The 24,869-nt window shown below is 69.1% G+C and carries 25 protein-coding genes; 12 read left to right on the top strand and 13 right to left on the bottom strand.

Features of this window, described 5'->3' with window-relative positions; translation table 11 throughout:
• The first annotated feature begins 51 nt into the window (after positions 1–51).
• From fdxA to HLA95_RS09440, 3 genes are all read left to right on the top strand, one after another.
• Positions 52–393 (top strand): ferredoxin FdxA, encoded by a 342-nt coding sequence (gene fdxA, locus HLA95_RS09450; RefSeq protein WP_191059640.1) that lies wholly within the window; start codon positions 52–54, stop codon positions 391–393.
• Positions 394–644: 251 nt separating this feature from the next.
• A complete protein-coding gene (locus tag HLA95_RS09445) occupies positions 645–1,148 on the top strand; it encodes a CarD family transcriptional regulator (protein WP_159712393.1) in 504 nt (167 codons plus the stop codon).
• A 102-nt stretch (positions 1,149–1,250) separates the two neighbouring features.
• Positions 1,251–1,655 (top strand): GNAT family N-acetyltransferase, encoded by a 405-nt coding sequence (locus tag HLA95_RS09440; RefSeq protein ID WP_191059641.1) that lies wholly within the window; start codon positions 1,251–1,253, stop codon positions 1,653–1,655.
• 68 nt (positions 1,656–1,723) lie between these two features.
• On the opposite strand, the gene gshB is transcribed toward HLA95_RS09440, so the two are convergent.
• Positions 1,724–2,686, bottom strand: a complete 963-nt coding sequence (gene gshB / locus HLA95_RS09435; RefSeq protein ID WP_191059642.1) for a glutathione synthase — start codon at positions 2,684–2,686, stop codon at positions 1,724–1,726.
• Positions 2,687–2,779: 93 nt separating this feature from the next.
• Here gshB and HLA95_RS09430 point away from each other — a divergent pair, with 93 nt between their 5' ends.
• The gene (locus tag HLA95_RS09430; RefSeq protein WP_191059646.1) at positions 2,780–3,139 is read left to right on the top strand and encodes a histidine triad nucleotide-binding protein; all 360 of its coding nucleotides are present in this window, start codon (positions 2,780–2,782) and stop codon (positions 3,137–3,139) included.
• A 3-nt stretch (positions 3,140–3,142) separates the two neighbouring features.
• Here HLA95_RS09430 and HLA95_RS28120 read toward each other — a convergent pair whose 3' ends face one another.
• Together HLA95_RS28120 and mdoH are read right to left on the bottom strand one after the other, a co-directional pair.
• On the bottom strand, positions 3,143–3,268 hold the full coding sequence (locus tag HLA95_RS28120; protein WP_255513187.1) for a hypothetical protein: 126 nt from the start codon (positions 3,266–3,268) through the stop codon (positions 3,143–3,145).
• Between the two features lie 103 nt (positions 3,269–3,371).
• Complete coding sequence (gene mdoH, locus HLA95_RS09425; protein WP_222183093.1) at positions 3,372–5,117, bottom strand: glucans biosynthesis glucosyltransferase MdoH; 1,746 nt, start codon at positions 5,115–5,117, stop codon at positions 3,372–3,374.
• Positions 5,118–5,699: 582 nt separating this feature from the next.
• Here mdoH and HLA95_RS09420 point away from each other — a divergent pair.
• From HLA95_RS09420 to HLA95_RS09390, 7 genes are all read left to right on the top strand, one after another.
• On the top strand, positions 5,700–6,989 hold the full coding sequence (locus tag HLA95_RS09420) for a nucleotide sugar dehydrogenase (RefSeq protein ID WP_306422268.1): 1,290 nt from the start codon (positions 5,700–5,702) through the stop codon (positions 6,987–6,989).
• Positions 6,964–7,533, top strand: a complete 570-nt coding sequence (locus HLA95_RS09415) for a tetratricopeptide repeat protein (RefSeq protein WP_191059644.1) — start codon at positions 6,964–6,966, stop codon at positions 7,531–7,533. Before HLA95_RS09420 ends, HLA95_RS09415 begins: the two co-directional genes overlap by 26 nt.
• A 75-nt stretch (positions 7,534–7,608) precedes the next feature.
• On the top strand, positions 7,609–8,742 hold the full coding sequence (locus HLA95_RS09410) for an MlaE family ABC transporter permease (RefSeq protein ID WP_222183091.1): 1,134 nt from the start codon (positions 7,609–7,611) through the stop codon (positions 8,740–8,742).
• A 2-nt stretch (positions 8,743–8,744) separates the two neighbouring features.
• Complete coding sequence (locus HLA95_RS09405; RefSeq protein WP_191059720.1) at positions 8,745–9,524, top strand: ABC transporter ATP-binding protein; 780 nt, start codon at positions 8,745–8,747, stop codon at positions 9,522–9,524.
• Between the two features lie 10 nt (positions 9,525–9,534).
• Complete coding sequence (locus HLA95_RS09400; RefSeq protein WP_191059721.1) at positions 9,535–10,509, top strand: MlaD family protein; 975 nt, start codon at positions 9,535–9,537, stop codon at positions 10,507–10,509.
• A complete protein-coding gene (locus HLA95_RS09395; RefSeq protein ID WP_191059722.1) occupies positions 10,506–11,174 on the top strand; it encodes an ABC-type transport auxiliary lipoprotein family protein in 669 nt (222 codons plus the stop codon). Before HLA95_RS09400 ends, HLA95_RS09395 begins: the two co-directional genes overlap by 4 nt.
• 28 nt (positions 11,175–11,202) lie before the next feature.
• Entirely contained in the window at positions 11,203–11,904 is a 702-nt protein-coding gene (locus HLA95_RS09390) for a hypothetical protein (RefSeq protein ID WP_191059723.1), read from the top strand.
• Here HLA95_RS09390 and HLA95_RS09385 read toward each other — a convergent pair.
• The gene (locus tag HLA95_RS09385) at positions 11,901–12,887 is read right to left on the bottom strand and encodes a 2-hydroxyacid dehydrogenase (RefSeq protein ID WP_191059724.1); all 987 of its coding nucleotides are present in this window, start codon (positions 12,885–12,887) and stop codon (positions 11,901–11,903) included. The two genes, HLA95_RS09390 and HLA95_RS09385, sit on opposite strands and share 4 nt — an antisense overlap.
• A gap of 170 nt (positions 12,888–13,057) precedes the next feature.
• On the opposite strand from HLA95_RS09385, the gene HLA95_RS09380 reads away from it, so the two are divergent.
• Positions 13,058–13,555 (top strand): SH3 domain-containing protein, encoded by a 498-nt coding sequence (locus HLA95_RS09380; RefSeq protein WP_191059725.1) that lies wholly within the window; start codon positions 13,058–13,060, stop codon positions 13,553–13,555.
• Between the two features lie 100 nt (positions 13,556–13,655).
• Here the strand turns inward: HLA95_RS09380 and irrA are convergent, their stop codons facing one another.
• The 9 genes from irrA to nusA all read right to left on the bottom strand — a co-directional run bounded on the left by irrA (position 13,656) and on the right by nusA (position 24,868).
• Positions 13,656–14,093, bottom strand: a complete 438-nt coding sequence (irrA, locus tag HLA95_RS09375; RefSeq protein ID WP_191059726.1) for an iron response transcriptional regulator IrrA — start codon at positions 14,091–14,093, stop codon at positions 13,656–13,658.
• A gap of 122 nt (positions 14,094–14,215) precedes the next feature.
• A complete protein-coding gene (locus tag HLA95_RS09370; RefSeq protein ID WP_191059727.1) occupies positions 14,216–15,634 on the bottom strand; it encodes an NAD(P)H-dependent flavin oxidoreductase in 1,419 nt (472 codons plus the stop codon).
• 202 nt (positions 15,635–15,836) lie between these two features.
• The gene (gene pnp / locus HLA95_RS09365; protein ID WP_222183089.1) at positions 15,837–18,104 is read right to left on the bottom strand and encodes a polyribonucleotide nucleotidyltransferase; all 2,268 of its coding nucleotides are present in this window, start codon (positions 18,102–18,104) and stop codon (positions 15,837–15,839) included.
• A 202-nt stretch (positions 18,105–18,306) separates the two neighbouring features.
• Positions 18,307–18,576: a 30S ribosomal protein S15 gene (gene rpsO, locus HLA95_RS09360; protein WP_191061312.1), complete on the bottom strand. Its 270-nt coding sequence runs from the start codon at positions 18,574–18,576 to the stop codon at positions 18,307–18,309.
• The gene (truB, locus tag HLA95_RS09355; RefSeq protein WP_191061311.1) at positions 18,573–19,517 is read right to left on the bottom strand and encodes a tRNA pseudouridine(55) synthase TruB; all 945 of its coding nucleotides are present in this window, start codon (positions 19,515–19,517) and stop codon (positions 18,573–18,575) included. The genes rpsO and truB overlap by 4 nt, the downstream gene beginning before the upstream one ends.
• Positions 19,514–19,951, bottom strand: a complete 438-nt coding sequence (gene rbfA / locus HLA95_RS09350) for a 30S ribosome-binding factor RbfA (RefSeq protein ID WP_222183087.1) — start codon at positions 19,949–19,951, stop codon at positions 19,514–19,516. Before rbfA ends, truB begins: the two co-directional genes overlap by 4 nt.
• Complete coding sequence (gene infB, locus HLA95_RS09345) at positions 19,948–22,659, bottom strand: translation initiation factor IF-2 (RefSeq protein WP_222183085.1); 2,712 nt, start codon at positions 22,657–22,659, stop codon at positions 19,948–19,950. The genes rbfA and infB overlap by 4 nt, the downstream gene beginning before the upstream one ends.
• Positions 22,656–23,330, bottom strand: a complete 675-nt coding sequence (locus HLA95_RS09340; RefSeq protein ID WP_191058360.1) for a DUF448 domain-containing protein — start codon at positions 23,328–23,330, stop codon at positions 22,656–22,658. Before HLA95_RS09340 ends, infB begins: the two co-directional genes overlap by 4 nt.
• Positions 23,327–24,868 (bottom strand): transcription termination factor NusA, encoded by a 1,542-nt coding sequence (nusA, locus tag HLA95_RS09335; protein WP_191058363.1) that lies wholly within the window; start codon positions 24,866–24,868, stop codon positions 23,327–23,329. Before nusA ends, HLA95_RS09340 begins: the two co-directional genes overlap by 4 nt.
• Position 24,869 lies beyond the last annotated feature (1 nt).

Raw genomic sequence — 24,869 nt, 5'->3', positions numbered from 1 at the left:
GGCCGGTGGCAGCCATGTCTCCGGCCTTTTACGTGGGAACTCGGAGTATTCATGGCCTACGTGGTCACGGAAGCCTGCATCAGGTGCAAGTTCACGGATTGTGTCGAGGTCTGCCCGGTAGATTGCTTCTACGAGGGCGAGAACATGCTGGTCATCAATCCCGACGAGTGCATCGACTGCGGCGTATGCGAGCCGGAATGCCCGGCCGAGGCGATCGTGCCGGACACGGAGTCGGAGGGCGAGAAGTGGGCGGAGCTCAATCGTGAGTTCTCCAGCCAGTGGCCTAATCTTACCCGAAAGCGGCCTGAGCCAGACGACGCGGAGAGCTTCAAGAACATGCCCGGCAAGTACGAGCAGTTCTTCAGTGCCAAGCCCGGCGAGGGCAATGGATAGGCCCGCAGACAGGCCGGGGTGCATTGCACATACAGGATGACGACGCGTTGCCGTGGCCGGTGGCGTCGGGATCCGAAATGTGGTATGTATCTCTTGTTGAAGACAATTTGTCTGCTTCTCCTACTGCTCGGCCCGACTTGCCTGCCTGCGTGGGTCATCGAGGCGCCGACGTCGTAGCGTTCACATCGGAGTGAAGCGTCGGGATGGCTGCGAACGGCCAGTCCCTGACGAGACGCGAGGGAAAGTGCCGAATGGCCAAAAAAGAACTGGCTTTCGAGCCTGGTGATCACATCGTCTATCCCTCCCACGGTGTGGGTCGGGTACGCAGCGTGGAGACCGAGATCATCGCCGGCTTCGAGCTGGAGATGTATGTGGTCGGCTTCGAGAACGAGCGCCTGACGCTGCGGGTGCCGGTCAACAAGGCGGCGAAGGCCGGGATGCGCAAGCTCAGCTCGCGCGAGAAGATCTCCTCGGCGCTCGAAGCCCTGAAGATCAAGACCAAGCCGCGCCGTTCCGTGATGTGGAGCCGCCGCGCCCAGGAGTATGAAGCGAAGATCAACTCGGGCGATCCGGTCGCGATCGCGGAGGTCGTCCGCGAGCTGCACCGCGCCGAGGATGCCGAGCAGTCCTATTCCGAGCGGCAGATGTACCGCGCTGCCCTGGAGCGCCTGGCCCGCGAGGTCGCGGCGATCGACAAGGTCGACGAGGCCGAGGCCACGCGCCGGCTGGAGAAGGTGCTCTCGGCCGCGGCCTGAGCCCGTTCTTCCGCTTCGAAACGACGGGGGCCTGACGGCCCCCGTTTCGTTTTAGGCAGGGACCAGCCGCCAGCCGGCGCCGACCAGCCTGGAATCCAGCCGATGACAATCCGCTACGTGCAGGAACCCGACCTGGACGCCCAGGCGTTCCGCGACCTCCTGGCCGCCACCACGCTCGGTGCCCGGCGGCCGATCGACGACCTGCCCCGGCTGGAGCGGATGCTGCGCCAGGCCGACATCGTCCTGACCGCCCGGGCCGGCACGCAACTGGTCGGCATCGCCCGGGCGATCACCGACTTCGCCTATGCCTGCTATCTCTCCGATCTGGCGGTGCATGCGAGCTTCCAGCGCCAGGGGATCGGCCGGCGCCTGATCGCGGAAACCCACGCGGTCGCCGGCACATGCAGCACGCTGGTACTGGTCGCCGCCCCAGGTGCCGAAACCTTCTATGCCGGGATCGGCATGGCCAAGCTGCCGAGCAGCTGGGCCATCTGGCGCTCCAGCTAGCGCCGCTGCCGCCCGGGTCCGTCCCTTTTGCACGAACGAACCCGGCAAGTGGCCGCGCGGCAGCCTGCTCAGACCGCCGAGCCGCGGTTCTCGGCGACCCGTTCCTGGATCACGTCCCAGATCTGCCCCTCGATCGAGACGCCATCGAACCGGTCGATCTCCTGGATGCCGGTGGGCGAGGTGACGTTGATCTCGGTCAGGTAGTCGCCGATCACGTCGATGCCGACGAAGATCAGGCCGCGCTGCTTGAGGGCCGGGCCGATCGCCTCGCAGATCTCGTGCTCGCGATGGGTGAGCGTGCTCTTCTCCGCCCGGCCGCCGACATGCATGTTGGCCCGCGCTTCGCCCTCGGCCGGCACGCGGTTCACCGCACCCGCGACCTTGCCGTCCACCAGGATGATCCGCTTGTCGCCCTGGCGCACCGCGGGCAGGTAGCGCTGCACCATCAGCGGCTCGTTCAGGAAGCGCGCGAACAGCTCGTGGAGGCTGCCGAGATTGGTGTCGTCGGGCTTGAGGTGGAACACGCCCGCCCCGCCATTGCCGTAGAGCGGCTTGACGATGATGTCGCCATGGTCCCTGCGGAACGCCCGGATCTCCTCGATGTCGTAGGTGATCAGGCTGGGCGGCATCAGCTCGGCGAACTGGGTGACGAACAGCTTCTCCGGGGCGTTGCGGACATGGTGCGGGTCGTTGACCACCAGCGTGGTCGGATGCACCCGGTCGAGCAGGTGGGTGGTCGAGATATAGTTCAGGTCGAACGGAGGGTCCTGGCGCAGCAGGACCACGTCGACCCCGGCGAGGTCGAGGATCTCCGGCTGGCCGAACTGGACATGGTCGCCCTCGACGCGCTGCACCCTGATCGGCCGGGCCTTCGCCAGCACCCGCCCGTCCCGCCAGGACAGGTTCTTCGGCAGGTAGTGGTAGAGGCCGAAGCCGCGCCGCTGCGCTTCCAGCGCCAGGGCGAAGGTGCTGTCGGCGTTGATCGCCACGGTCTCCAGGGGGTCCATCTGGATGGCCACCGCTAGCGACATCTACTCACTCCTTGGCTTGACACATTGGCTTGACACGGGCGGCGTAGACGCGCTCCGCAACGGGACAGGAACCCAACCGTGGCGAGGGTAGTGATGACCTACGACCCGAACAACATCTTCGCGCGCATCCTGCGCGGCGAGATCCCCAACCGGACGGTCTACGAGGACGAGTTCGTGCTGGCCTTCCACGACATCAACCCCCAGGCGCCGACCCACGTGCTGGTGATCCCGAAGGGGGCCTATACCGATCTGGCCGACTTCAGTGCCAGGGCCGGCGCCGAGGAACTGACCGGCTTCTTCCGCGCCGTGGCCAAGATCGCCGACCAGCTCGGCATCGTGGCGCCGGGCTTCCGCGCCTTGTGCAACACCGGCAAGGACGCTCACCAGGAAGTGCCCCACTTCCACCTGCATCTGTTCGCCGGCAAGCCGCTCGGGCCGATGCTGGCGCGGTGAGCCTCAGCCGGGATCGAGCTCGGTGGGCTGGTCCGGCTCGGTCGGCAGGTTGAGCGTGCAGGCGGTCAGAAGACCGCCGGCCAGCGCCAGGACCGCCAGGGTGCGCAGCAGCACGCTCATCGTCGCCATGATCCTTCCTTGCCCAACTCCCCGCCAGCATCCCTTGCGGCCAGCGTAGCGGCAACGAAAAAGGCGGCCTCGCGGGCCGCCTGTCGCCTCCGTTGCGACCCGATCAGGCCACGGCCAGGAACGGTGCCCGCACCGGGGTTCTGGCCGCACCGGCCGACCACCAGGTCGCCACCGGGCCGAGCCACAGCCCGGCCAGGACCGGCGCCAGCCAGGGCAGGGCGGTCGGCGAGAACCACAAGGCCATGACCAGCAGCACCACACCCACGCCCACCGGCAGCATGTGCGTGCTCCACACCTCGCCCCAGCTCAGGCGCCGGGCACCGCGCGCCTGGGCACCCCAGGCATCCACCTGCCCGCGCAGGGTCTGGAGCAGAAAGCGGGTGTGGAAGACCATGAAGAGGGGCGAGGTCAGGGTGGAGAAGATCTGCTCGCCGATCACGTCGCGCCAGAAGCGCCAGCTGGAGCGCTCCTTGCCCTCGGCCAGCGCATGGGTGATGCCCAGCACTTTCTGGGCGAACAGCAGCACCAGCGTGATCATCAGGATCGACGGCAGCACCGCACCGGCCTCGCCGCCGCCCGGGCTCACGATCAGGCTGGTCACCACCAGCGCCATCCAGACCGCCGACACCATGTAGGCCCAGGCCCCCATGAAGAAATGGAGGCGGCTGAGCGGATGGAGGCCGTGCATGCGGAGCAGGCGCAGGTGCTGGAGGTTGCCCTGCATCCAGCGCCGGTCGCGCTTGATCTCGTCGATCAGGGTGGGCGGGCTGTCCTCGACCGCACCGTCCAGCTCATAGGCCAGCCAGACCCGCCAGCCACTGCGCCGGACCAGGGCGGCCTCGACGAAGTCGTGGCTCATGATCGGCCCACCCAGCGGCGCCTTGCCCGGCAGTTCCGGCAGGCCGCAATTCTCGGTGAAGGCGCGCACCCGGATGATGGCGTGGTGGCCGTAATAATTTGCCTCGCTGCCGGCGAAGATCGACAGGCCCGCCGACGCGATCGGCCCGTAGATGCGGGTCGCCAGCGCGCGGTAGCGGGTGAAGCGGGTCTCGCCTTCGGTAAGCCCCGGCGAGACCTGGATGATCCCGGCATCCGGGTTGGCGTCCATCAGCCGGGAGAGCGAGGCCAGGGTACGGCCGCTCATCAGGCTGTCGGCGTCCAGGATCAGCATGTAGTCGTAGCGGCCGCCATGGCTGCGGCAGAACTCGGCGATGTTGCCGGCCTTCTTACCGTAATTGTCGGTCCGCACCCGCCACATGATCCTAAACTGCGGCCAGGAGCGCACCAGGCGCTGCCACTCGCGCCGCTCCTTCTCGATCACCGACTCGATGTTGCTGTCCGAGAGGATGTGGAAGGCGAAGCGGCCGTCCATCTTGAGCGCCGCCAGGTCGCGGATCAGGCTCTCCAGCTTGCCCAGGCTTTCGCGCGGGTCCTCGTTGCGCAGCGGCATGAGCACGGCGGTGCGGCCGCGCGGCGGCAGGAGTGCCGCGGTGCTGGTCGGCCGGTTCATGCCCGCAGGCGGCACGCCGCGCTTGAGCGCCAGGAATCCCGCCACGGTGAGTGCGAAGCCGAAGGCCAGCCAGCCGAAGCACAGGGTGAACAGGGTGAGCAGGACGATCTCGCCCGCCGACAGCCCGTCCGCGGCCAGCCCCGCGCCCAGCCACCAGGTCGCCGTGCCGGTGAGCGTCAGCCAGATGCCGATCACGAGCAGCCGCCAGCCGGTCGAGTGCGGATGCGAAGGCAGCGCCACGGGCCGGGGCAATGGCTCGGTGAAGCCCTTGACCGGCATGTCCGCCGGGGCCGGATCCAGGGCCAATGCCAAGCTATCTCGATCGACAACACGGTCCATGATCTGGTCCAGCCTCGCTACATGCGCTGATGCAATGGGTATATCGACGTGCGGCGGAAGTTCCGCGAGGGCTATCGCCCCTTCTTCCCCCCGGCCTCACGCCACCGTGAGAAATCGTCCGGTGACGGCTGGCCGATCCATCCTGCCAACGCGCGATGATGCGGTTCGTTCCATCATCCACGCTGTAGAAATGCTCAGCATCGTCCCGCCATGCCCCGCTCGTCCCGCCGGACGGTTGCCCAGGCGGCGCGATCCCATCCGGTCATCTGCGTCATTCCCCATGTCCCGGCCCCGGCCATCAAAGCTGCCTTTTCCCAAAAATCTTCGTTCTTCAGCAACTTAACAGGGTTCTAGGGCATCGCGCATGTACGCTCTCTCAGGCCGGTTCGCAACGGCGCACATGCGAGACGGTGGCCCGTGAACGGCATGGACACGCATGGTTCGGATGCGAATTCTGCAAGGGTCGCAAAGCTGCGGATGCAGCCCGCCAGGATGGCTTGGCGCTGCCAGTCGGGCTATGCACGTGCCGAATTCGGCACCGGCTTCCGGCTGTTCCGGCAGCCTGCCCCTTGGATGATCTGCATGGACCACGGACGCAGGATATCGGTCATCGGGCTGGGATATGTCGGCCTGCCGGTCGCCGTGGCCTTCGGCCTGAACGGTGCCGGGGAGGTGGTGGCGTTCGACATCGACGAGCGGCGGATCGCGGAGCTGACGCGCGGCCATGACCGGACCGGCGAGGTCGAGGCGGGACGGCTGCGGGCGGCGCGGCTGCGTCTGACCAGCAATCCCGCCGACCTGCAGCGGGCCGACTTCCACATCGTCACCGTGCCGACCCCGATCACGCCCGCCAAGCAGCCGGACCTGCGCCCCCTGATCGCGGCCTCGCGCACGGTGGGCCGCCAGCTCGGCCGGGGCGGCATCGTCGTCTACGAGTCCACCGTCTACCCGGGCGTCACCGAGGAGATCTGCGCGCCGATCCTGGAGCAGGAATCCGGCCTGACCTACCAACGCGACTTCACGCTCGGCTACAGCCCGGAGCGGATCAACCCGGGCGACAAGGAGCACCGGCTGGAAACGATCGTGAAGGTCGTGGCCGGCAGCGACGAGGCGACCCGGCAGGTGGTGGCCTCGGTCTATGGCTCGGTGGTGGCGGCGGGTATTCACGAGGCGCCCTCGATCGCGGCCGCGGAAGCTGCCAAGGTCATCGAGAACACCCAGCGCGACCTCAACATCGCGCTGATGAACGAGCTGGCGATCATCTTCGGCCGGCTCGGCATCGACACCAGCGACGTGCTGGCGGCCGCCTACACCAAGTGGAACTTCCTGCGCTTCCAGCCGGGCCTGGTGGGCGGCCACTGCATCGGCGTCGACCCCTACTACCTGACCAGCCGGGCCGAGGAAGCCGGCTACGTGCCCCATGTCATCCTGGCCGGGCGCCGGATCAATGACGGGATGGGCCGCCACATCGCCGACGAGACGATCAAGCGCCTGGTCCGTTACCGCCGCGCCAACGACGCCCTGGTCACCGTGCTGGGCTTCACCTTCAAGGAAGACGTGCCCGACGTCCGCAACACGCGGGTGGTCGATATCGTGGCGCGGCTCGAAGAGTTCGGCATCCGGGTCCAGGTGCATGACCCGGCCGCGGACGCCGAGGCGGCCCTGCACGAGTACGGCATCACCCTGCGCAGCACCGATGCACTGGAACCCGCCGACGCGGTGATCGTCGCGGTCAAGCACCGGGCCTTCGAGGCCGGCGGCTGGGACTTCGTCCAGGGGCTGCTGAAGGCGGGGCAGGGGCCGGTCATGGACGTGAAGGGGCTGCTCGACCGCGCTTGTGCCCCCGATGGCATCGATCTCTGGCGGCTCTAGCCGCCGCACCCTCCTGGGCCTCCTGCCTGCCCTGCTCGCCACCCGGCGGGCACTGGCCGACCAGCACGACCCGGCCCTTGCTGACCTGTTCGCCCGGCTGCGAGGGGCGGATGCGGTCGAGGCGCCGGCGATCGAGGCGCAGATCCGGGCGATCTGGTATCGCCATCCCGACCGGATCGCGACCAGCCTGCTGGACGAAGGCGTGGTGCTCCTGAGCGACCGGCAGTGGTCCGCGGCATACCGGCGGTTCGACGAGCTGGTGCAGCGCGCGCCCGACTTCGCCGAGGCCTGGAACCAGCGTGCCACCGCGGCCTTCCTGCTGGACGAGCTGGACACGGCGGTGCGTGACATCCAGCGCACCCTGGCCCTGGAGCCCCGCCATTTCGAGGCGCTGGCGCGGCTGGGCGAAGCCTTGCTGAAGCTCGGACAGCCGGAAGTGGCCCTGCGCGCCTTCGAGGCGGCGCTCGCCATCCACCCGACCATGGCCAACGTGCGACGGCGGGCCGATGAAGTGCAGGCACGGCTGTTCGGGCGGGACATCTGAGCTTCCCGTGCCGTGATCTGCCCGTCTACGGTCGCGTTGGGCCATTTGGGCCCGAGGCGGGGAGCATCCAGGCGCGTGCGTGCCACCCTGAAGGCGGAGCGGCAGGGCGACCAGGCCGTGGTGACGGGCGCTGGCACCTGGCTGGTCGACCAGGCGGACTGGCTGGCGGTGCGGTTGCGGCGCCTGCCGGTGCGGCTGGCCGGTGTGCGCCAGGTGAGCCTGGACCTCGGCGGCATCGAGCGGCTCGACACCAGCGGCGCTTGGCTGATCGCCCGGACGGAGCGGCGCCTCCAGGACGCCGGGGTGGAGGTCACGACCGAGCCGCCGCAGGGGCCGGGGGACGCCGACCTTCTCCAGCATGTGCGCAGCCTCCCACTGGCCCATCCCCGGCTGGCGGAGCCGCCCGGCGCGGTCGTGGCCCTGCTGGGGCGGGTCGGCCGGGCCATGGAGGAGGCAGGGCGGCTGGCCGTGGCCCTGCTGGGCTTCTATGGCGCCATCTTCCTGCGCACGGCGGCGGCCCTGGCCCGGCCCCGGCAGATCCGCTGGACCGCCCTGGCCCACCATATCGAGCAGACCGGCCTGGGTGCGGTCGGGATCACCGCCCTCCTGTCGTTCCTGATCGGGCTGGTGATGGCCTGGCAGGGGGCCACCCAGCTCGTGCGGTTCGGCGCCGACATCTTCACCGTCGACCTCCTGGCGATCGCGGTGCTGCGCGAGCTGGGCGTGCTGCTCACCGCGATCATCGTCGCCGGGCGGACCGCCAGCGCGTTCACCGCCCAGATCGGCGCCATGGTGCTGAACGAGGAGATCGATGCGATGCGGGTGATCGGGATCGACCCGATCGACACGCTGGTCCTGCCCCGCTTCTTCGCGCTGCTGCTGGCCATGCCGATCCTCACCTTCATCGCGGACGCCGCCGCCCTGCTGGGCGGGGCGATGGTGGTGCTGTTCGAGCTGAACATCCCCTGGGTCCAGATGGTCGGCCGGTTCGGCGAGGTGGCGACGCTCACCCACCTCCTGGTGGGCTTGGTCAAGGCGCCGGTGTTCGCGTTCGCGATCGCGCTGATCGGCTGCTGGAACGGGCTCCGGGTGGAGCGCAATGCCGAGAGTGTCGGCCGGATGACCACCCAGTCGGTGGTGGCCTCGATCTTCCTGGTGATCGTGGTGGATGCGCTGTTCTCCATCCTGTTCGTCCGGCTCGGGATCTGAGCATGGCGGATCTCGACCCGATCATCGAGGTGCAGGGCCTGGTCACCCGGTTCGGCGAGCGCACCATCCATGACGGGCTGGACCTGACGGTGCGGCGGGGCGAGGTGCTGGGCTTGGTCGGCGGCTCCGGTTCCGGCAAGTCGGTCCTGATGCGCACCATCCTGGGCCTGCTCCGACCCAGTGCCGGCACGATCCGCCTGCTGGGGGCCGATCTCGCCTCCCTGTCGCGCGACAAGCTGGTGGCGCTGCGCAGCCGCACTGGCGTGCTGTTTCAGGACGCTGCCCTGTTCAGCACGCTGACCGTGGCTGAGAACGCCCAGGTGCCGATGCGCGAGCGCTTCGGCTGGCCCAAATCGCTGCTGGCCGAGATGGCCTGCCTGAAGATCGCGCTGGTGGGCCTGCCGGACGATGCGCGCGACAAGTACCCGTCCGAACTCTCGGGTGGCATGCGCAAGCGGGCGGGCTTGGCCCGCTCCATCGCGATCGATCCCGAGGTGCTGTTCCTGGACGAGCCGACCGCCGGGCTGGACCCGATCGCGGCCTCCGCGTTCGACGAGCTGATCCTGCAGCTCTCCCGCACGCTCGGCCTCACCGTGGTGATGATCACCCACGACCTGGATTCGCTGATGCGGATCACCGACCGGGTGGCGGCGCTGATCAACGGCAGGGCCGTGGTCGCGCCGATTGATGAACTGCGCAGGCTCGACGACCCCTGGTTGCGCCAGTACTTTGGCGGGCCGCGGGGGCGGGCGGCGCTCGAAGCCGGGCAGGCAGCGGGCTGAGCGGAGGCCGATGGAGACGCGCGCGCATCATGTGGTGGTAGGGATCTTCGTCCTCCTGGGGCTGGTCGCGATCGCCGTGTTCGGCGCCTGGCTGGCGCGCTCCTCGCTCGACCGCAAGACCGACCGCTACGAGATCATCTTCACCGGTGCGGTGACCGGCCTGCAGGCCGGCAGCGGCGTGCGCTATCGCGGCATCCCGGTCGGCCGGGTGGTCGATCTGCGCATCGATCCCGAGGACGTCAGCCGGATCCTCACTTTGGTCGACCTGGATGCGGGCACGCCGGTCAAGACCGACACCGTGGCCTCGGTGGAGGCGCAGGGGATCACCGGCCTGTCCCTGGTCCAGCTGGAAGGCGGGACCCAGGACGCGCCCAACCTGATGGAGGCGAGCGAGGCGCGCCCGCCGCGGATCCCGTCCCGCCCGGGCGCCTTCCAGCAGCTCGTCCAGACCACCCCGGAACTGCTGGCCCGCGGCGTCACCCTGGTGGACCGCGCCATCGCCCTGCTCGACGACCAGAACGTCGCCGCCATCGGCCGGACCGTCGCCAATCTCGAGAAGGTCACCGGCACGCTGGCCGCGCGCAGCGAGGGCATCGACAAGACGCTGGTGGACGTGCAGGCGATGGCCGCCGATCTGCGCGTGGCGAGCGCCTCGATCGTGGATCTGTCCGGCGGTGCCAAGGACGTGCTGAAGACTGCGGACGGCGCGTTCGCCACGCTCGGCAACCAGGGCAAGACCACGCTGGAGGCGCTGGGCAAGGCCAGCGTGGCCCTGGAGCGGGTCAGCCGCCGCCTCGACGACTTCCTGGACGACACCACCGTGCCCATCGCCGACTTCTCCCGGACCGGGCTCTACGAGCTGACCCAGCTGGTCGGCGAGTTCCGCGACCTGACCGCGACCCTGTCACGGGTGGTGAACCGCTTCGACCGCGACCCGGCCGGCTATGTGTTCGGCGGGACCAGGCGGGGGATACCCACGGAATGAGCAAGCACCTGCCGCGGCGCGGCCTCATCGGCACCATCGGGGGCGCCATCGGGGCTGCCGGCGTCGCCGGCTGCGCCGGCCTGGACGTCCTGAACGCACCGCCGCCGCGGATCTTCGAACTGACCCCCAAGAGCTCCTTCCCGCCCGACCTGCCGGACACCGGCGCCTCGCTGGTGATCGACGTGCCGACCGCGTCCAGCGGCCTGAACACTTCGCGGATCGCGGTCCGCCCGATGCCCACCGCCATCGACTATTATGCCGACGTGGTCTGGGTGGACGTGGCGCCGGTGATGATCCACACGCTCATGATCGAGACCCTGGAGAACAGCGGCCGGGTCGACGTGTTCAGCCGTACCGACCTGGCGTCGCGCGCCGACTTCGCCCTGCTCTGCCATATCCGCGAGTTCCAGGCGGAGATGCAGCAGCAGGCCCAGACGCCGCTGGCCCATGTCCGCCTGCAGTTCCGCCTCCTGCGCATGCCGCAGCGCATCTCGATCGATTCCAGCTTCGCCGACTTCCGGGTGCCGTCTGCCAGCAGCGCCATCGAGGATGTCGTGGCGGCCCATGACGATGCGCTGGGCGCCTGCCTGAAGCAGATGGCCGTCTGGGTCGTCGAGACCATCGTGGCCAACCCGCCGGCTGCCCGGCCGGCCAGGAATGCCTGAACCACCCTCTCGATCGGAACCGAAGCGCTTGCGTCCCATCCTCCTGCACCTCCATGTGCCGCGTGCATCCGGCTCCAGCTTGTATGCCTGGTTCCGCCGGGCGCTGGGTCCTGCCGGCGTCGTCCAGGCCAATGCCGCTGCAGCGGTTCACCGCGCGGTGGCCGGCCGCAAGTCTGAGAATGAGCCAGCCGTGGTGAGCGGCCACTTCCTCCATGGCGTGCATGAGGGGTTCCCTGATCAGCCCTACTGCTACGCCGTCCTCCTGCGCGAGCCGGCCCGGCGGGTCCTGTCCCTGTTCCGTTACATCCGCAGCCTGCCGCATCACGACCTCCATCCGGTCCTGAACCAGCCGGGCATGACCATCGAGCGGTTCTACCTCGAGCGCCTGCCCGGCACCGGGCCGCGCAACGCCACCGTGGCACAGCTCGCCGGCATCCTCGGCACCGGCGTCACTCCGGCCGAGCCGCATCTGGAGCAGGCGCTCCGCAACCTGCTGGGCGGGAACACGATCTTCGGGCTGGCGGAAGATGCCGGGCCGCTCCTGGCAGAGGCCGCCGGCTTCCTGGGCCTTGATCATCCCCCGGAGTTCCCGGCCGTGAACCGGCTGGACGCCAGGGAGGCCTGGGGCGGCAGCGAGGCGGACCTGGCGGCGATCACCGCCGCGAACCAGCTCGACCTCGCTCTTTATGCCCGGGCGAAGGCGGCCCTGGCGGATCGGGCAGCCCTCTAGACCATCGAGGGCAGCACCCGGTCCGGCGGCCGGTGCCCGTCGACGAAGGCCTTGATGTTGATGATCACCTTCTCGCCCATGTCGACCCGCCCCTCGATGGTGGCCGAGCCCATGTGCGGCAGCAGCACGACGTTCCTGAGCTCGCGCAGGCGCGGGTTGATGGCGGGCTCGTGCTCGAACACGTCCAGCCCGGCCCCGGCGATCTCGCCGGCCCGCAGCATCCGGGTGAGCGCCGCCTCGTCGATCACCTCGCCACGGCTGGTGTTCACGATGATGGCGTGGCGCTGCAGCAGCTTAAGCCGCCGGGCGGAGAGCAGGTGGTAGGTCGCGGGCGTGTGCGGGCAGTTGATCGAGATCACGTCCATCCGGGCCAGCATCTGGTCGAGGCTGTCCCAGTAGGTGGCCTCCAGCTCCTGCTCCAGGGAGGGATGGACGCGATGGCGGTTGTGGTAGTGCACCGCCAGGCCGAAGCCGCGGGCCCGGCGGGCCAGCGCCGTGCCGATCCGGCCCATGCCGACGATGCCGATCCGCTTGCCCCAGATCCGGTGGCCCAGCATCGCGGTGGGCGTCCAGCCGGTCCAGTCGCCGGACCGCGCCAGGCCCTCGCCCTCCACCAGCCGGCGCGACACCGCCAGGACCAGCGCCATGCACATGTCGGCCGTGTCCTCGGTGAGCACGCCCGGGGTGTTGGTGACGGTGATGCCGCGCGCATGCGCGGCCTCCACGTCGATATGGTCGACGCCGGTGCCGTAGTTGGCGATCAGCCTGAGCTGGCTGCCGGCCTGCTCGATGACGCTGGCGTCCACCCGGTCGGTGACGGTCGGGACCAGCACCTGCGCGGTCTGGATCGCGTCGACCAGCTCCGCCCGGCTCATCGGCTGGTCGTCCATGTTCAGCCGGGCGTCGAACAGCTCCCTCATGCGCGTCTCGATCACGTCCGGCAGCTTGCGCGTGACGATCACGAGCGGGCGGTTTCGGCTCATCAAGCATCCCCTTGTGCCGCAGCGGAGGCGGCCGGCAGCCGCGCCGGGACATTGGCAGAAACCGCAGGCTCCCTCAAACGCGACAGGTGGCTGCGCTCGGTTTCGCAGTTGCTCCCCCTGCCGTTCGCTGGCTATCGACCATCCCGTCCATGGAGTGGCGGATGAAGTCCTTGCGTCGTTTTCTTGTGGCGGTGGTGGCACTGGTTGCGGCCGCTGCGCCGGGTCATGCCCAGGATGGCGGGCCGCGCAGCACCGGGCAGCCGCTGCCGCGCTTCGTGAGCCTGAGTGCGGACGTGGTCAACATGCGCACCGGACCGGGCGAGCAGCACCCGGTGCTGTGGGTCTACCGGCGCAACGGCCTGCCGGTGAAGGTGATCGGCGAGTTCTACCAGTGGCGTAAGGTGCTGGACCACGAGGGCGATGTCGGCTGGATCAAGTCGAACCTCCTGTCCAACCGCCGCAAGCTCCTGGTGGTCGGGCAAGGCCCGGTCGACATCAAGCGCAATGCCGCGATCGAGGCGCGGGTCGTGGCGCAGGCCGAGCCGGGCGTCATCGGTGACCTCGAGACCTGCGACACCGCCTGGTGCCTGATCGACCTGGAGACGGCCGAGGGCTGGATCCCGCGCGACCATGTCTGGGGCCTGCTGGAAGGCGAGAAGCTGGACTGACCCGGGCGGCGGCACTTTCCGCCGCTGACGCAAAAAGGGCCCCGCAACGACCGTTGCGGGGCCCTTCCATGCAGTCCTTCCGGAACGGTACCGGCTGGCTTCAGGTGCGGGTGCGGCTGTTGTGGCCGCGGACGTCGCGCACCCGGATGATCACGTCGATCCGGTCGATCACCTTGCCGACCGGCGGCTCGGGCAGCTTCTTGAACTCGATCGCATCCTCGGCGACGTCGATGATCTCGCCAGTGTTCTTGTCGAAATAATGCCAGTGCGAGGTCGGGTTGGTGTCGAAGTAGGACTGGCCGGAGCCGACCACGACCTCGGTGAGCAGGCCCGCCGCGGTGAACTGGTGCAGCGTGTTGTAGACGGTCGCCAGCGACACCGGGATGGCGTTGGAGCGGGCTTCCTGGAACAGGTCCTCGGCGCTCACGTGGCGCGGACCGTTCTCCAGGAGCAGCTTGGCCAGGGCCAGGCGCTGGCGGGTCGGCCGCAGGCCGCAAGCCTTGAGCTGCCGAAGGGCGGTTGCATAAGGACGCTGCATGAACAATCCACTACAGGCTGACGAACCGGAACAACGGGCTGCGCGGAGTCCTATACAGGACCAAAAAGGTCCAGATCAATCCACCGCGCGGCGGATCGGCGCATCTTCGGTGCGCCTGCGACCTATTCGCCGGTCAGGATGCGCTGGACGAGCTGCTTTACCGTCGGGATGAACCCGCCCTTGTAGAACGGGTCCTGGCCGAACCGGTAGGCATTGTGCCCGCTGAACATGAGCTGGTTGTCGATCGGATCGCCCCGGCCGTGCGCGATGTCCTGCAGGGTCTTCTGGATGCAGAAGCTGCGCGGGTCGGGCTGGTGGCCGGTGGCGTAGTTGTCCCGGTCCTTCCAGGCGCTGAACCGGCAATGGCTGAGGCAGCCCATGCAGTCGGCCTGGTCGCGGCGGATTTGCCGGGCGCGGTCGGGCGCCACGAAGATCAGCGTGCCGTCCGGCGTGCGCATCGGCTGGGTGAAGCCCTCCACCATCCAGGCGGTGGCACGGGCATGGTCGGCAGGCGTCAGATAGACGCCGTGATTGGAGCGGCCATAGGGCAGGAACACCGTCCGGCCATCCGCGTCCGACGGGTCGTCGGAATAGGCCACCTGCCGCTCGGAGCGCTCATAGAGCTCGTTCAGGAAGCTGTTGCGCACGGCCGAGCTGTAGAAGCCGGTCGGGCTGAACTGGTGCAGGGCCACCTCACCAGGCGCGACACCGAGCAGCCGCTCCTTCCAGGCCTGCGGGATCGGGCTCTCCTGGGTGAGCAGCGGCCGCGTGCCGAACTGGAAGGCGATCGGCCCCAGCTCCTTGTTGCCGATCCAGTTCATCCATTCCTTGAGGTGCCAGACGCCGCCCGCCATCACGATCGGGATCTGGTCCAGCCCCATCTCGCGCATCATCTTGCGCAGCTCGAGCACGCGCGGGAAGGGGTTCTCCGGCTGGTCCGGGCTCTCGGCATTGGACAGGCCGTTATGGCCGCCGGCCCGCCAGGGATCCTCGTAGACCACCGCGCCCAGCCAGTCGCCGAACTTGTGGTAGGTCCGCTTCCACAGGGCGCGGAACGCCCGGGCGGAGCTGATGATGGGGTAGTAGTGCACCTCGTGCCGGGCGCAGATCTCGGCCAGGCGGTAGGGCATGCCGGCACCGCAGGTAACGCCATGGATCAGGCCCTTGGCCCCTTCCAGCACCCCGGTGAGCACGCGCTCGCAGCCACCCATCTCCCAGAGCACGTTCAGGTGGATGCGGCCTTCGCCCTGGCGCAGCTCGTGCGCGATCCGGGCCTGGCTGATCGCACCCTTGGTCGAGTACTCGACCAGTTCCTCGTGCCGGGCCTTGCGGTCACGCCCCTTGTAGATGAGCGGGACGTACTCGCCGTTGTCGTCGATCAGGTCGGCATTCACGCCGGAGATCGTGCCGACGCCGCCTGCGGCGGCCCAGGCACCGGCACTGGTCCCATTGGAGGCGGCGACACCCTTGCCACCTTCCACCAACGGCCACACCGAAGCTCCGGAAATGAACATCGGATCGACGATCGAAGCTGCGGTCATCTAGCGCCTACCTGGGATTTCGCTCGGGCTGCCGCCGTCATCGTGGAACGAACGGCCTGCCGATTGTTGGCAACACCGATCCGGACGCGCCGGCGGCGCGCCCTGCATATATCGGGCCGTCACGATAGTATGGCGTCGAATGGGCCCGGCAACAAGGCGACGCCCGAAACATCGCCAGAGCCGCCGGGCCATTGCGCCGGCTTCAGTCCTCGCGGGACCGGCGCGGACGGTCGTCGCCGCCACGGCGGCGATAGCCGCCCTCGCGGTCGCCGCCCCGATCGCCACGATCCCCGCGGTCACCACGGTGTTCGCCGCGGTCGCCCCGGTCACCGCGGCCCTCGCCGTCGTCCTCGCGGCGCGGCCGGCGCTCGACCTCGATCCGCTCGCCGGTCTCCTGGTCGACGGCGCGCATCGACAGCTTGACCTTGCCGCGGTCGTCGATCGCCAGGATCACCACCTTGACCTGGTCGCCCTCTTTGAGGACGTCGGTGACCTTGTTGATGCGCTCGTTCTTGATCTCCGAGATGTGCAGCAGGCCGTCCTGGCTGCCCATGAAGTTCACGAACGCACCGAAATCGACGATCCGGACGACCTTGCCGCTGTAGACGTGGCCGATCTCGGGCGAGGAGGTCAGGCCGCGCACCCAGTCGACCGCCTGCTGGGCCTTGAGCGCGTCGGAGGACGCGATCTTGACCGTGCCGTCGTCGTTGATGTCGATCTTGGCACCGGTGACCTCGCAGATCTCGCGGATCATCTTGCCGCCCGGCCCGATCACCGCGCCGATCTTGTCGGTCGGGATCTGGATCTGCACGACCCTCGGCACGGTGTCGCGCATCTCCTCGCGCACCCGGCCGAGGCCCTTGGCCATCTCGTCCAGGATGTGCATGCGCCCGCCCCTGGCCTGGTTGAGCGCGATCTCCATGATCTCCTGGGTGATGCCGGTGATCTTGATGTCCATCTGCAGGGCGGTGACACCCTGCTCGGTGCCGGCCACCTTGAAGTCCATGTCGCCGAGATGGTCCTCGTCGCCCAGGATGTCGGACAGGACGGCGAAGCGCTCGCCCTCCTTGATCAGGCCCATGGCGATACCGGCCACCGGCCGGGCGAGCGGCACGCCCGCGTCCATCATGGCGAGCGAGGCGCCGCAGACCGAGGCCATCGACGAGGAACCGTTGCTCTCGGTGATCTCCGAGACCACGCGGATCGTGTAGGGGAACTGGTCCTTGGCCGGCAGCACCGGGTGGGTCGCCCGCCAGGCCAGCTTGCCGTGGCCGATCTCGCGGCGCCCGGGCGAGCCCATGCGGCCAGTCTCGCCCACCGAGTAGGGCGGGAAGTTGTAGTGCAGCATGTAGTGGTTGCGCGAATCGCCGGTCAGGTCGTCAACGATCTGCTCGTCCTGGCCGGTGCCGAGCGTCGCCACCACCAGCGCCTGGGTCTCGCCGCGGGTGAACAGGGCGGAGCCATGCACGCGCGGGAGCACGCCCACCTCGGCCACGATCGGCCGGACCGTCACCAGGTCGCGGCCGTCGATGCGCCGCTTGGTGTCGAGGATGCTGCCGCGGACGATCTGGGCTTCCAGGTCCTTGAACAGGGACTTGAGCAGCGCCTTGCGGTCGATGTCGGCATCCGGCCACTGGGCAGCGACCTTGGCGCGGGCGAGGTCGACCTTGTCGTGGCGCGCCTGCTTGCCCTTCTCGGCATAGGCGGCGCGCAGGTCCTCGCCCACGAGCTTCTCGAGCTCGGCGGCGAGCTGGGCGTTGTCGGACTCCTCGAGCTCCCAGGGGTCCTTGGCGCACTGCTCGGCGAACTCGATGATCAGGTCGATGACCGGCTGCATCTCCCGGTGGCCGTGCATGACGGCACCCAGCATGACCTCCTCGGGCAGCTCCTTGGCTTCCGATTCGACCATCATGACCGCATCCGCGGTGCCGGCCACGACCAGGTCGAGCTCGGAGGTCTTAAGCTGCTCGACCGTCGGGTTCAGGATGTAGCTGCCATCCTGGTAGCCGACCTTGGCGGCCGCGATCGGGCCCAGGAACGGCACGCCGGAGATGGTCAGCGCCGCCGAGGCGCCGATCATCGAGATGATGTCGGTGTCGGTTTCGCCGTCATGCGCCAGCACGGTGGCGACGACCTGGACCTCGTTCTTGAACTCGCCGGGGAAGAGCGGACGGATCGGCCGGTCGATCAGCCGGGAGATCAGGGTCTCCTTTTCCGACGGGCGCCCTTCGCGCTTGAAGAAGCCACCGGGGATCTTGCCCGCGGCGAACGCCTTCTCCTGGTAGTTCACGGTCAGCGGGAAGAAGTCCTGACCGGGCTTCTTCTCCTTGGCGGCGACCACCGTGCACAGCACGACGGTCTCGCCGTGGGTGGCCAGGACGGCGCCATCGGCCTGGCGGGCGATCTTGCCGCTCTCCAGCGAGAGCGGCTTGCCACCCCAGGTCATCGACTTGCGGGTAAGGTTGAACATATCCCCAGATTCCCTTCGTCGCCCCGTCCGTCACGTTCGGCGGGGTCTACTTCCATGACCGCGGCCCCGGAATCGGCCGGCCGCGGTCAGGGAAGGGCCGGACCGTGCGCACCTCGCGGACGGTCCGCCTCCGGCGACCGCAGCCGATCAAGTCGGTCACGGTCGCCGGACGCAGGGGGCGCCTTCTAGACGGCGCCCCGGATCACTTGCGCAGGCCGAGACGCTCGATCAGCGCCTTGTAGCGGTTGGCGTCCTTGCGCTTCAGATAGTCCAGCAGGCTGCGCCGCTGGCCGACCATCATCAGGAGACCACGGCGGGAGTGGAAATCCTTGTGGTGGGTCTTCAGATGCTCAGTCAGGTTGGTGACCCGCTCGGACAGGATCGACACCTGGACCTCGGGCGAACCAGTGTCGCCCGGGTGGGTGGCGTATTCCTTGATGAGCTCGGCCTTGCGCTCGGCGGTGATCGTCATCGTCTACGTTCCATCGGCATCGTGGTCATGAATACGCGGACCGGCTGCAATTCGCCTTCCTCGAACCGAGTAAGCGCGACCAGCCGGCCGCCCCACATCGCCCGGACCATCGGCTCGGCCCCGAGTTCCCCCTCGATCATGTGCGGGAGAGCCACGATGGCCTGGCCGGCGGCCAGACGGTGGGCTTGCGGTTCCGTGACGGCGAGCGCCGGGATGCCGGCCAGCGCGGTCGCCACGGGAACAAGCACCTGCGGCAGGCTTTCCTCGGCGATCAGCGCCTCGAGGTCGTCCAGCCGCACGGATGATTCGATGTTGAAGGGGCCAACCGCGGTGCGGCGCAGCTGGGTGACATGGGCGACGGTGCCGAGCGCCTCGCCGAGGTCGCGCGCCACCGCCCGCACATAGGCGCCCTTGCCGGAGCCCATCGCCATGACGGCGTGGTCCGCATCCGGCATGTCCACCAGCTCCAGGCTGTCGATCCGGATCGGGCGCGGCTCCAGCACCACTTCCTCGCCACGCCGGGCAAGGTCATAGGCGCGCTCGCCATCGATCTTGACCGCGGCATAGATCGGCGGCCGCTGCATGATCTCGCCCCGGAAGTCCGGCAGCACCGCCTCGATCTGGTCGCGGGTCGGCCGCACGTCCGAGCGGGCGATCACCACGCCGTCGCTGTCGTCCGTGTCGGTCGCCTCGCCGAACCTGATCGTGAACTCGTAGGCCTTGCGGGCGTCCATCACGTACATGACGGTCTTGGTCGCGTCGCCCAGGGCAATCGGCAGGACGCCGGTCGCCAGCGGGTCGAGCGTGCCGCCATGGCCGACCTTCTGCGCGTTGGTCGCCCGCTTGATGACGTTGACCACATGGGTCGAGGTCATGCCGCCGGGCTTGTCCACGCACAGCCAGCCATGGATCGGGATGCCCTTGGCGCGTCTGCGGCTCATTGGGGGTCTTCCTCGCCGTCGCGCGGGGGCAATGACGCCAGCTCGCGGGCCAGCAGGGTCTCGACCTTCGATGCCTCGCCGAACGTCTCGTCCGGGACGATGCGCAGGCGCGGGCCGTATTTCAGGTCCATCTCGCGGCCGAGCCGCGCGGTCAGGTGGGGGCAGGCGCGGATCAGCGCCTTCATCACCTCCGGACGGATCCGGTCGCGGCCGAGCTCGGCGACGAACACGGTGGCCTGCTTGAGGTCCGGGCTCATCCGCACCTCGGACACGGTCACCTGCGCGTCCTGCAGTTCGGGGTCGTGCAGCTCATGGCGCATGAAGACATCGGCGAGGCGGTGCCTTACCGCCTCGCCGACCCGCATCTGCCGTTGTGACGGCGCACCGGAGCGGGCGCTGCCGCCCGCTCCGTGGCCACGGGAACGTCCGCTCACAGGCTTCGCGCGACCTCCTGGACCTCGTAGGCCTCGACGACATCGCCGATGCGGATGTCGTTGTAGCCCTCCAGCGAGAGACCGCACTCGAAGCCCTCGCGCACCTCGCGGACATCGTCCTTGAAGCGCTTGAGCGAGCCCAGCGCACCCTCGTGGATGACCACGTCGTCGCGCAGCAGGCGCACCCGCGAGGTCCGCCGGATGAGGCCGTCCGTGACGCGGCAGCCGGCGATCTTGCCGATCCGCTGCACCACGAAGATCTCGCGGATCTCCGCATGGCCGAGGGTGACCTCCTTGGCCTCCGGCGCCAGCAGGCCGGAGAGGAGCGCCTTCATCTCGTCGAGCAGCTCGTAGATGATCGAGTAGTAGCGGATCTCCACGCCATCGCGCTTGGCTAGCTCGCGTGCCGGCGCATTGGCCCGCACGTTGAAGCCCAGGATGACGCCGCCCGATGCCGCCGCCAGAGTGACGTCGCTCTCGGTGATGGCACCCACGCCGCCATGCAGGATCCGCACCGAGACTTCCTCGGTGCCGAGCTTCTGCAGGCCGGCCGAGACCGCCTCGAGCGAGCCGTGCACGTCCGTCTTGATCACGACCGGCAGCTCCTTGAGCTCGCCTTCCTTGATCTTCGAGAACATGTCCTCCAGCGAGCCGCGGGCACCCGCGGTCGCCACGAGCTGGGCCTCGCGCTTCTTGCGCTGCCGGTACTCGGCGATCTCGCGAGCGCGCTCCGGGTTGTCGGTCGCCGAGAGCAGGTCACCCGCACTCGGTACGCCGTCCAGGCCCAGGATCTCGACCGGCACGGACGGGCCGGCCTCGACCACGTTCTGGCCGCGGTCGTCGACCAGCGCGCGGATACGACCCGAGGTCGTGCCGCACACCACCGTGTCGCCGACCCGGAGCGTGCCCTTCTGGACCAGTGCGGTGGCAACCACGCCGCGGCCGCGGTCGAGCCGCGCCTCGATGATGGTGCCCTGCGCCTCGCGGTCCGGGTTGGCCTTGAGATCGAGCAGCTCCGCCTGGAGCTGGACCGATTCGATCAGCTTCTCCAGGCCCAGCTTCTTGAGCGCCGACACCTCGACCGCCTGCACGTCGCCGCCGAAGTCCTCGGTGACCACGTCGTAGCTGAGCAGCTCGCTCTTGACCCGGCCCGGTTCGGCCTCGGGCCGGTCGATCTTGTTGATCGCCACCACGATCGGCACCTTGGCCGCCTGGGCGTGGCGGATCGCCTCGATCGTCTGCGGCATCACGCCATCGTCGGCCGCGACCACCAGGATGACGATGTCCGTCACCGAGGCGCCGCGGGCGCGCATCTGGGTGAACGCCGCGTGGCCGGGCGTGTCGATGAAGGTCACCGGCATACCCTGGCCGATATCGACCCGGTACGCGCCGATGTGCTGGGTGATTCCGCCGGCCTCGTGCGCCGCCACGTCCGCGTTGCGGAGCGCGTCGAGCAGCGAGGTCTTGCCGTGGTCGACATGGCCCATGACCGTGACGACCGGCGAGCGCGGCTGCAGGTCGACGTCCTCGTCGGTCGTCAGGCCCTCGATGCCTTCCTCGATCATCGATTCGGACACGCGCCGGACCCGGTGGCCGAACTCGGACACCACCAGCTCGGCCGTATCCGCGTCGATGATCTGCGCCGGCGTGGCGAGGATCTTGTTCTTCATCAGAACCTTGATCACCTCGCCGGAGCGTACCGCCATGCGGGTGGCCAGGTCCTGCACGGTGATGACGTCCGGGATCGCCACGTCACGGACGATCAGCTCGGTCGGCTGCTGGACCTGCTGGCGGCCCTTCTGCTGGCGGCGGCGCATGGCGGCCACCGACGGGGTGCGCCGCTCCTCGATGTCGCCCTCGGCGCCGATCACGATCCGGCCCTTGGCCTTGCCGGCATCGTCCTTGCGGGCGGCCGGGGCCATGAGCTTGGGCGCCTTGGCGGCGGCCTTACCCTTGACCGGGCGCTTCTCCTCGAGCGACTCGAAGCCAAAGCGCGCGGTCGGCTGCGGCGCACGCGGCGCCTCGGGCGCGGCAGCGGCCGGCCTGGCTGCCGGGCGTTCCTCGGCCCGCACCGGTGCAGGGGCAGGGGCCTCGGCCGCCCGCGCGGCCGGCGGCGCTGCCGCGGCAGCCTTGCGCTCCTGCTCCTCGAGCAGGCGGCGGGCCTGCTCCTCGGCCTTGCGGCGGATCTCCTCCTCGCCCTTGCGCCGAGTCTCTTCCTCGGCGCGACGCTTGGCCTCGGCCTCGGCCTCGACGCGGCGCCGCTCGTCCTCGACCGCCCGCTGCCGCGCCTCTTCCTCGAGGCGCTTGCGATCCTCTTCGGCGCGGCGCTGGTTGATGATCACCGCCTGGAGGCGTGCCTGCTGCTCGGCCTCGGTCAGGGCGCGCAGGCGCACCGGCCCGCGATTGCCGCCGCCGGAGCCGCGCGACTCGCCGCCCGGGCGGCCGCTACCCGCCGCCGGCGCGCGGCTGGCCTGGTCGGCCCCTCCGCCGGACGTCGGGCGCGGTGCCACTGGAGCCTGACCGGTCCCGCGCGACTTGCGCACTTCGACCTGGACCGGCTTGCTCAGCACGCCGTGCGAGCGCGCCTGCTTCACCGTGCCGACGTCGACCGTCTTGCGGGGGAGATCCATGCGACCGGCGCTGCCGCCGGTGCCAGACGGGCGGAGGCCGATCCGGGCTTTGTTGTCCTGACCCTTCGGATCGTTCATGAGGCGAGCCGTTCCTGTCGTTCGGTCGATGTCGTCATCGTCATCGTGGTGGGGTGATCCGTGCCAGCCTGCCGGAATCCGGCCAGGCGGCGCGTGATCGCCAAAAGCGGCGTGGCGTGGCTCTCGTGGGTGACCACGAGATGGACGGCCTCGTCGCGGCCGAGTGCCCGGCCAAGTTCTGCGCGATCGAACAGCCGGACCACCGGCAGGTCGACCGCAAGCCGGCCCAGCTTTTGCAGCCCGTCCTCCGCTGCGTCCATAGCCTGGATCAGAAGCCTGCCCCGCTTGGCGCGCAGGCAGCGCTCGACCTCGTCGAAGCCGTTCACCAGTGCGCCGGCGCGGCGGGCCAGCCCGATCCGGTCCAGGCCGCGGCGCACCAGGGCGGCCTCGACCTGCTGGGGAAGATCGTCCGGAACCCGGACCTCCGGGCCGACGGCACGGGCGAGCGCCCGCCGCTTCAGCGCCAGCTCCAGGCTGGTGCGGTCGGCTTCCAGCCAGAAGCCGCGGCCGGGCAGGCGAGCGTCGACGTCGAAGACCAGCCGGCCCTCGGGATCACGGACAAAGCGGAGCATGCCAGCGCGGTCCTGGCGCTCGCGCGACAGGACGGAGCGGCGCGGGTTGCGCGCCGTGCCGGCAGTCTCCTCGATGATCGCGATCGTCGTCTCGCTCAAGCGTGCTCCGTTTCCGTTTCAGTCTCGGCGGCCGGCGGCTCGATCCAGCCGAGCGCCACCCGTGCCGCCATGATGATCTCGCCCGCCGTCTCGCCGGTCAGACCGGCATCGGGCAGGAGCTCGACCAGCTCGTCGCCGGAGAGGTCGGCCAGATCCTCCAGCGTCTTGATGCCCTTGCGGCCGATCTCGACCGTGTGGGCCAGCTCCAGCTGCTCGAACTGGAGCAGGTCGTCGGCGATGCCGAGCTCGGCCGCCTCGGCGGCCAGCGCCTCCTGCTGCTCCTGCAGCCAGGAATGGGCGCGCTCGATCAGGGCCTGTGCGATCTCCTCGTCGAAGCCCTCGATCGCCGCCAGTTCCTCCGGCGGGCAGAAGGCGACGTCGGCGACCGTATCGAACTCCTCGGTGGCGAGCAGCTCGGCGATCACGGTCTCGACGTTCAGGGCCTCGGTGAACAGCTCGATGCGGCGGCGGAAGATCGCCGAACGCTTCTCGCTGTCCTCCGTCTCGGAGATGATGTCGATCTCCCACCCCGTCAACTGGCTGGCGAGCCGAACATTCTGGCCGCGCCGGCCGATCGCGATGTGCTGCATGTGGTCGGGCACGACCACCTCGATCCGGTTGTTGTCCGGATCGAGCACCACGCGCGACACCTCGGCCGGGGCCAGGGCGTTCACCACGAAGTTGGCCGGGTCGGGCGACCAGGGGATGATGTCGATCTTCTCGCCGGCCAGCTCCTGCACGACCGCCTGGACGCGGCTGCCGCGCATGCCGACGCAGGCGCCGACCGGGTCGATGCCGCCCTCGCGCGAGTACACGGCGATCTTCGCCCGGCTGCCGGGATCGCGGGCGCAGCCCTTGATCTCGATGATGCCGTCATAGATCTCCGGCACTTCCTGCTCGAACAGCTTCGCCATGAACATGGGATGGGTGCGCGAGAGGAAGATCTGCGGGCCGCGGGTCTGGTGGCTCACGTCGTAGAGATAGGCCCGGATCCGGTCCTTGTTGCGGAACAGCTCCCTGGGGATCAGGTCGTCGCGCCGGCAGATGGCTTCCGCCTTGCCGAGGTCAACCAGCACGTTGCCATGCTCGATCCGCTTGATCTCGCCGACCACGATCTCGCCGATCCGGTCCTTGAACTCGTTGTACTGCCGCTCGCGCTCGGCCTCGCGCACGCGCTGGACGATCACCTGCTTGGCCGACTGGGCGGCGATCCGGCCATAGTCGATCGGCGGCAGCGGGTCCTCGATCACGTCGCCCTCGTGGGCGGCCGGGTTGAGGCGCTTGGCGTCGGCCAGCGAGATCTGCAAGGTCGGTTCAGTGACCTCCTCGACCACCTGCATCACGCGGAAGATGCCGATGTCGCCGCTCTTGCGGTCGATCTCCGCGCGGATCTCCAGCTCCTGACCATATTTGCGGCGCGCGGCGGTGCCGATCGCCTGCTCCATGGCCTCGATGACCTCGGTCGGCGAGATGCCCTTCTCCTGCGCCACGGCCTCGGCGATCCGCAGGAGTTCGGCCCGGCCGAACACGGGACCCATC

It is taken from the genome of Geminicoccus harenae (genome assembly GCF_019800005.1).
GTDB classification, from domain to species: Bacteria; Pseudomonadota; Alphaproteobacteria; order Geminicoccales; family Geminicoccaceae; genus Geminicoccus; species Geminicoccus harenae.
This window is presented reverse-complemented; position numbering and strand designations above follow the sequence as displayed.

Excerpts from the sequence above, each read along its gene's own strand:
- fdxA (WP_191059640.1), top strand. The coding sequence starts at position 52 with ATGGCCTACGTGGTCACGGAAGCCTGCATCAGGTGCAAGTTCACGGAT.
- HLA95_RS09445 (WP_159712393.1), top strand. The coding sequence starts at position 645 with ATGGCCAAAAAAGAACTGGCTTTCGAGCCTGGTGATCACATCGTCTAT.
- HLA95_RS09440 (WP_191059641.1), top strand. The coding sequence starts at position 1,251 with ATGACAATCCGCTACGTGCAGGAACCCGACCTGGACGCCCAGGCGTTC.
- gshB (WP_191059642.1), bottom strand. The coding sequence starts at position 2,686 with ATGTCGCTAGCGGTGGCCATCCAGATGGACCCCCTGGAGACCGTGGCG.
- HLA95_RS09430 (WP_191059646.1), top strand. The coding sequence starts at position 2,780 with ATGACCTACGACCCGAACAACATCTTCGCGCGCATCCTGCGCGGCGAG.
- HLA95_RS28120 (WP_255513187.1), bottom strand. The coding sequence starts at position 3,268 with ATGGCGACGATGAGCGTGCTGCTGCGCACCCTGGCGGTCCTGGCGCTG.
- mdoH (WP_222183093.1), bottom strand. The coding sequence starts at position 5,117 with ATGGACCGTGTTGTCGATCGAGATAGCTTGGCATTGGCCCTGGATCCG.
- HLA95_RS09420 (WP_306422268.1), top strand. The coding sequence starts at position 5,700 with ATGGACCACGGACGCAGGATATCGGTCATCGGGCTGGGATATGTCGGC.
- HLA95_RS09415 (WP_191059644.1), top strand. The coding sequence starts at position 6,964 with ATGGCATCGATCTCTGGCGGCTCTAGCCGCCGCACCCTCCTGGGCCTC.
- HLA95_RS09405 (WP_191059720.1), top strand. The coding sequence starts at position 8,745 with ATGGCGGATCTCGACCCGATCATCGAGGTGCAGGGCCTGGTCACCCGG.
- HLA95_RS09400 (WP_191059721.1), top strand. The coding sequence starts at position 9,535 with ATGGAGACGCGCGCGCATCATGTGGTGGTAGGGATCTTCGTCCTCCTG.
- HLA95_RS09395 (WP_191059722.1), top strand. The coding sequence starts at position 10,506 with ATGAGCAAGCACCTGCCGCGGCGCGGCCTCATCGGCACCATCGGGGGC.
- HLA95_RS09385 (WP_191059724.1), bottom strand. The coding sequence starts at position 12,887 with ATGAGCCGAAACCGCCCGCTCGTGATCGTCACGCGCAAGCTGCCGGAC.
- irrA (WP_191059726.1), bottom strand. The coding sequence starts at position 14,093 with ATGCAGCGTCCTTATGCAACCGCCCTTCGGCAGCTCAAGGCTTGCGGC.
- HLA95_RS09370 (WP_191059727.1), bottom strand. The coding sequence starts at position 15,634 with ATGACCGCAGCTTCGATCGTCGATCCGATGTTCATTTCCGGAGCTTCG.
- pnp (WP_222183089.1), bottom strand. The coding sequence starts at position 18,104 with ATGTTCAACCTTACCCGCAAGTCGATGACCTGGGGTGGCAAGCCGCTC.
- rpsO (WP_191061312.1), bottom strand. The coding sequence starts at position 18,576 with ATGACGATCACCGCCGAGCGCAAGGCCGAGCTCATCAAGGAATACGCC.
- truB (WP_191061311.1), bottom strand. The coding sequence starts at position 19,517 with ATGAGCCGCAGACGCGCCAAGGGCATCCCGATCCATGGCTGGCTGTGC.
- infB (WP_222183085.1), bottom strand. The coding sequence starts at position 22,659 with ATGAACGATCCGAAGGGTCAGGACAACAAAGCCCGGATCGGCCTCCGC.
- nusA (WP_191058363.1), bottom strand. The coding sequence starts at position 24,868 with ATGGGTCCCGTGTTCGGCCGGGCCGAACTCCTGCGGATCGCCGAGGCC.